Raw genomic sequence first — 4,621 nt, forward strand, 5'->3', positions numbered from 1 at the left:
CCGGCACCTGCACCACCTGCCACCGCCCGCTGCCCAGAACGTCCACCACCAGCCCAAACCCAAGAACCAGAGCAACCTAACGGAGTCCTACTAGTTCGGACATCCGCAGCTGCTTATGCCTCATCTCTGACCTGCTTCCTCATGACCGTCCGGCAACGTCGTTGATCCGCCCAGCCGCGGGATCCCAGCTGGTCATCGGTCCTGGGCAGGAGGCAACTCGGGGCGTGAGGGCAGCATAGTGAGCCCTTTTCCTCCTGAATAGCGGTCGATCTCGATGGCCCGCGCGCTGTGTGTCGAGGTCCTCTCCTTGGTCGAGGGGGCGCGCCCGCAGGTATGCCGAGGTCGACGGTCCTCGTGGCGTCCATGTGCAGCTGAAGCGCGAAGGCGGGGCACGGTGGCCAGGCGCACGGTCGAGTGCCTCATGCGCGAGCACGGCCTGCGTGGGGTGATCCAGGGGCTGCGGTCGGCGGGCCGTTCTTGGCCTACCGGAAGCGCGGTCCGCCGGCATCCAACTACCCGACGAGAGTCGGGTGCGCCCTCGAAATCTGCCGACGACTGTCTGCTGTGAGTCCAATGGGGGCCGGTCACAATTGAGCTCAGAGGTCGGATCAGCAGAGAGATATCACGAGCTACGACGAGGGCCTCGCCCCCGGCCGATCCACACAGGAGGACGAATCACGTGGACGGTCGGGTATGAAACACCCATCCCTATTTCAGAATAGGAAACTCAATTCATGCCCGTTATCGACCCGAATCACACCTGGACGCTCCTTGAGGAGCGTCTGGCCGTCACGACAGACGAACGGCACCGGGTAGTACTGAAAGCGGTCATCGAACATATGAAGGCCGAGGCAGCGGCGGACCTCGACCGACTGATGGCGACCCTGAGCCCCGCACCCGCGTACCATTTCTGGTACGGGGGAAACGACGTCGGACCGAAAGGTACCGACGGTGTGCGAACGTACTACTCGGACTTCGTCGCGTCCCGTAGCAACGTCCTTGAGTACACCCTCGACCGCCTGGTTCTCGACGATCACTGCCTGGTTACCGAGGGGTTCTTGAAGCAGATCTATCCCGGCACGTACGCGGCGCAGCTCGGATTCCCGGTCGACGACGAGTCCGCTGACTATCTGATCGTGCACCGTCAGCTACTGCTGTGGCCAGTCGACGGGAACGGAATGATTCAAGGTGAGGATTCCTACGGCACGGGGCCAACAAGCATCACGAAGCTGTCGTTCGAGGAGCTCCCGCAACAATACATCGATCTCGTTCACCCTTCCGTCGGCTGACCCCGGCCGAATCGGTACTGGGATGGGGAATGAGGGGTTGTCAACTTAACGGATCCGGCTCAAATCCGGTGGTTGCCGAGCGTGAGTGTGCTCGTTGACAAGCGGTGCGAGATGTCAGCCTCGATCTTGCATGAGGGTTCGTCAGCTTGCTGACGGACCCTTTCTGCTCCTTCAGAGCGGAAATTCCTGCTTGCGAGCATGCTTATGGCCCAGCTGTCGCGTCGGGTGAGCGCCGGGTTCCACGGCTCCGGCAGGGTGGTGCTGCGCGGCGCCGTGCAGGGGCAGGTTGCGCAGGTCGGTGGCCCGAGCGGCGCGGATACGGTCCTCGGCGTCGGTGCCTGGTGGATGGCGTCGGTGATGGTCATCCCGACGGAGTACGACAGCCACCGCCCGCGAGCTGCGAGCCAGGCCACAAACTCATGGGTGCCGCCGCCGGAGTCGTAGCGGATGAGCGTGCGCCGTCCGCGCCGGTACTTCTTGGACAGCTGGGCCAGGGTCAGTCTGGCGGCCTCGATGCGATCACTCGCGGTGTTGGAGCCGGCGTCGCTCGGAGACCGCGGGCAGCAACCGGGCCTTGGCCTGCGACGCTGTCGAACGGCGCTGTTCGTCCTCTTCCTGCATTCGGTGCGACAGGCCATGATCGAAGCCCACGCTGCCCTCCGCAGCCGCCGCTGAGCTACACAAGCAAGCTGGGCGGAACAAGGGCGGCGGGATGTAGCGCAGTGCTACTCGCACTTCTCCCCGCTGCACGCCCCGGCGGGCAGGTGAGTGTCTGCCCAGCGGCGGAGCTCTTCGAGTGCGGGGCGCATTGCGAGCCCGGCTTCCGTGAGGTGGTAGGCGACACGCAGCGGGGGCCCCGAGTAGACCTCGCGTATGACCAGGCCGGCTACCTGGAGTTCGGTGAGCCTGTCGGAGAGCACGCGCTCGCTGATCCCGGGGATCGCACGACGCAGGTCTGCGAAGTGGACGGGGCCCGCCATCAGCGAGGCGACGACGATGCCGGTCCACCGCTTTCCAAACAGCTTGAAGACGCGCTCGACCGAGGCGTCCACCCCCGCGCACATCTCCACCCCGTGGACGGCCGCTGTCGTTGCCGCCTCGCCTGTCTCCGCCATGACTCCAGTCTACCGTGACTTGCCAAGGAGCTGAGAAAATGTAAGCTGCTGCAAGAAAGATACCCGCTGTGAGTTCATCACCTGCTTACGTTGAATTAGGAGACCTGTCATGGCCACCCTGCTGCACATCGACTCTTCCGCCCTGCCCATGGGCTCCGCCTCCCGCGAGGTGACCGAGACCTTCCGGGAGAACTGGCTCGCCCAGCACCCGGAGGGGACGGTGGTCTACCGCGACCTGGCCGTCGAGCCGCTCCCGCATCTGACCGCGGCCGGCATCACGGCCGGCTTCTCCGACCCGGACACCCACGACGAGGCGCAGCGCACCGCGTGGGCCGTACGCGATCAGCTCGTCGCCGAACTGGAGGGCGCCGACGTCGTGCTGATCGGCGCTCCGATGTACAACATGTCGATCCCCTCCACCCTTAAGGCCTGGTTGGACCACGTGATCATCATGGGTCGCACCGCCGGAGAGGCCAGCACGGTGGCGGGCAAGCCCGTCGTGGTGGTCGCCTCGCGTGGCGGCGCCTACGGCCCCGGCACCCCGCGCGAGGGCATGGACTTCGCCGCGCCCTACCTGGAGAAGGTCCTCACGACCCTGCTGCACCTGGACGTGCACGTGATCACGCCGGAGCTGACCCTGGCCAAGGTCAACCCGGCGATGTCCGAACTGATCCCCCTGGCCGACGCCTCGAGCGAACAGGCCCACGCCCAGGCGGCAGACAAGGCGAAGGAGCTGGCCGCAGCCTGACAAAGGTGCGCCGACGTCCGGTACACCGAGAACGGCAAGGTCAAGGTGTTCAACTGCTGCGCCAGCATGAACGTGATGCTGGCGCAGCTCGGGGGTGCAGCCCGGCTGCGCCGGCGGCGTCGCCACATCGGAGGCCGCCGCAGCCGGTTGACGCATGCGATCGATCGCAAGGACCGAGTAGCCCCGACCACGAACCGACCACGGCGGCGCGCAGCTCGACCACGTGGGCCGCGATCGCGCTGATGGCTCGCCGTCTCACCCGCTCACTCGGGAAGTCCGTCGCCTTCCCCGACTTGGTCGGCCTGAGCCGATACCCTCTCGTCTCCAAAGAAGGCCAGGAGCCGCCTGCCGTGACAGGCCGCTTACCGGCACAGAGTCGTCAAGGCGAGTGCGGCCAGAACCTCGACGGCCTTGACCACGCGTTGCTGGCGCTGGCCCACCTGCCGTGCGGGCACACCTACGCTCAGCTCGCCGCCGGTTTTGGTGTCGGCACCAGCACCGCATGTCGGAGAGATGTGAAAGTGCTGATCGGCCAGCTGGTCGTCTTGACGGGTGCGTTGCTGCGTTCATGGTGTCGCCCGCTGAGCTCGTGTTGCCGAACGGGCCCTTGATACGCCCTCCGCGCTGTCCGAAGGCGTTGTCTGCGAGGGACGTGACGACCTGGCCCCCGGCTGCCATGAACGCCGGGCGGGCCGGGCCCAGGGCAGGCCGACGCCGGGTCCTTACCGTTCGTGTCGCCGAACCGGTCGGCGCCGGTGACGCCTTCGCCGCCGGATTCCTCAGCGGACTGTTGCGGCAGCTGCCCGTGGACCGTGCCCTGCGGCTGGGCCATCTGACCGCGGCCTCGGGCTTGAGGATCGCCGCGGACCACGGCCCGCTGCCGGCCCCGCCTTCGTCGCGGCGCTCCTGGACGCCGACGAGGAGACCTGGCTCGCCGCCGGACGCTCTACACCTCGGCTACTTCCTGGGCTACGCGTGCTGGAACTACTTCACCACCCCGTTCCTCTTCACCCATCCGGGTGTGCGGGTCCGCGAGATCGAACCATGGCGCGAAGCCGGGCAGACCTGGCGACGCCTACAGGTGCACTTCCCACCTGAGATCGCCACGCACAACCCCGACCGGGTGTTCTACTTCGACGCCCTCGGGATGCAACGCCGCATGGACTACATCGCCGAAGTCAACGGCAGCACCCAGCGCGCGAGCATTACGAAGCCCTCGTCCCCGAGATCGATCTCCACCGCTTCTTCCAGGTGGCCTCCTGGCAGGCCACGCTCGAGCTCGCCGAGATCACGCCCCGCACGGGTTCATGCGCTACTACCGCAGCGACATCACCGCCGTCATGGCCGGCTCGCCCTCCTCCAGGAAGGCCACTCAGCTTGATGTTTAACCTCGGCGGTTCACCTGACCCGCTGATCTTGGTTCGTTCCCGGGACAGCAGGACGGCCGTTCTTCACGCTTCGAGGTGTCG

4 protein-coding genes and 4 pseudogenes are annotated in these 4,621 nt (G+C 66.2%); 4 read left to right on the forward strand and 4 right to left on the reverse strand.

Going from position 1 to position 4,621, the window contains the following annotated elements; translation table 11 throughout:
* Positions 1-734: 734 nt before the first annotated feature.
* Positions 735-1,289 (forward strand): hypothetical protein, encoded by a 555-nt coding sequence (locus ABZ818_RS42480; RefSeq protein ID WP_361427611.1) that lies wholly within the window; start codon positions 735-737, stop codon positions 1,287-1,289.
* 59 nt (positions 1,290-1,348) lie between these two features.
* Here ABZ818_RS42480 and ABZ818_RS42485 read toward each other — a convergent pair whose 3' ends face one another.
* From ABZ818_RS42485 to ABZ818_RS42495, 3 genes and pseudogenes are all read right to left on the reverse strand, one after another.
* Complete coding sequence (locus ABZ818_RS42485) at positions 1,349-1,654, reverse strand: hypothetical protein (RefSeq protein WP_361427614.1); 306 nt, start codon at positions 1,652-1,654, stop codon at positions 1,349-1,351.
* Positions 1,628-1,860: pseudogene (locus tag ABZ818_RS42490) on the reverse strand (IS1380 family transposase); the annotation flags it as partial. The pseudogene ABZ818_RS42490 and the gene ABZ818_RS42485, both read right to left, overlap by 27 nt.
* A gap of 154 nt (positions 1,861-2,014) precedes the next feature.
* Complete coding sequence (locus ABZ818_RS42495; RefSeq protein ID WP_361427620.1) at positions 2,015-2,353, reverse strand: helix-turn-helix domain-containing protein; 339 nt, start codon at positions 2,351-2,353, stop codon at positions 2,015-2,017.
* 160 nt (positions 2,354-2,513) lie between these two features.
* On the opposite strand from ABZ818_RS42495, the gene ABZ818_RS42500 reads away from it, so the two are divergent.
* A complete protein-coding gene (locus tag ABZ818_RS42500) occupies positions 2,514-3,152 on the forward strand; it encodes an NAD(P)H-dependent oxidoreductase (RefSeq protein WP_361427617.1) in 639 nt (212 codons plus the stop codon).
* Between the two features lie 419 nt (positions 3,153-3,571).
* Positions 3,572-3,661, forward strand: a pseudogene (locus ABZ818_RS42505) (transposase family protein); the annotation flags it as partial.
* Between the two features lie 26 nt (positions 3,662-3,687).
* Here the strand turns inward: ABZ818_RS42505 and ABZ818_RS42510 are convergent.
* Positions 3,688-3,830 (reverse strand): annotated as a pseudogene (locus tag ABZ818_RS42510) (VOC family protein); the annotation flags it as partial.
* A 55-nt stretch (positions 3,831-3,885) separates the two neighbouring features.
* Here ABZ818_RS42510 and ABZ818_RS42515 point away from each other — a divergent pair.
* Positions 3,886-4,035, forward strand: a pseudogene (locus ABZ818_RS42515) (PfkB family carbohydrate kinase); the annotation flags it as partial.
* Positions 4,036-4,621 lie beyond the last annotated feature (586 nt).

The sequence above is a fragment of the Streptomyces sp. NPDC047453 genome, assembly GCF_040643155.1.
Taxonomy (GTDB): domain Bacteria; phylum Actinomycetota; class Actinomycetes; order Streptomycetales; family Streptomycetaceae; genus Streptomyces.

Coding starts and splice junctions, on each gene's coding strand:
- ABZ818_RS42485 (WP_361427614.1), bottom strand. CDS start 1,654: ATGACCATCACCGACGCCATCCACCAGGCACCGACGCCGAGGACCGTA.
- ABZ818_RS42495 (WP_361427620.1), bottom strand. CDS start 2,353: ATGTGCGCGGGGGTGGACGCCTCGGTCGAGCGCGTCTTCAAGCTGTTT.
- ABZ818_RS42500 (WP_361427617.1), top strand. CDS start 2,514: ATGGCCACCCTGCTGCACATCGACTCTTCCGCCCTGCCCATGGGCTCC.
- ABZ818_RS42480 (WP_361427611.1), top strand. CDS start 735: ATGCCCGTTATCGACCCGAATCACACCTGGACGCTCCTTGAGGAGCGT.